Source organism: Affinundibacterium seohonense, from assembly GCF_014284305.1.
In the GTDB taxonomy this organism is placed as follows: domain Bacteria; phylum Pseudomonadota; class Gammaproteobacteria; order Burkholderiales; family Burkholderiaceae_D; genus Undibacterium; species Undibacterium seohonense.
Window position 1 is genome coordinate 1 of record NZ_JACOFW010000083.1, and the last position, 555, is coordinate 555.

Below are 555 nucleotides of genomic sequence, written 5' to 3' on the forward strand. Positions count from 1 at the left end.
ACAGTGTCGTCGATTCCGCCTCACCAGAATCCTTACCATTGGTGATCGGTGGGGTAACAGGCAACGGCGGTATCTTGGATGATGACCAACCAAGCATCACGACAGTGGAACCAGGCGCACCAGGCGTCGCTGGTGACAATGTGGTCGAAGGCAATGACTTGGTCTACACAGTCAGCTTAAGCGCTGCCACAACGGTCGCTTCGACTTATGCTTACAACTTAGGCGGTGGTACAGCGACAGCCGGTGCCGATTACAACAGCACAGCCACGTTCAGCAATGGTGTGACCTTAGTCGGTGGCAGCCTGATCGTTCCAGCCGGTGTTTCCAGCTTCACGGTCACCGTTGCGACGATCAACGACAGTGTCGTCGATTCCGCCTCACCAGAATCCTTACCATTGGTCATTGGTGGTGTGACAGGCAATGGCGGTATTATTGATGATGACCAACCAAGCATCACCACCGTCGAACCAGGCGCACCAGGCGTCGCTGGTGACAATGTGGTCGAAGGCAATGATCTCGTCTACACCGTGTCTCTGTCAGCAACCACAACAGTAG

At 54.8% G+C, this 555-nt stretch carries 1 pseudogene; it reads left to right on the forward strand.

The features are described from left to right. A pseudogene (locus H8K52_RS20645) lies at positions 1 to 555 on the forward strand (hypothetical protein); the annotation flags it as partial.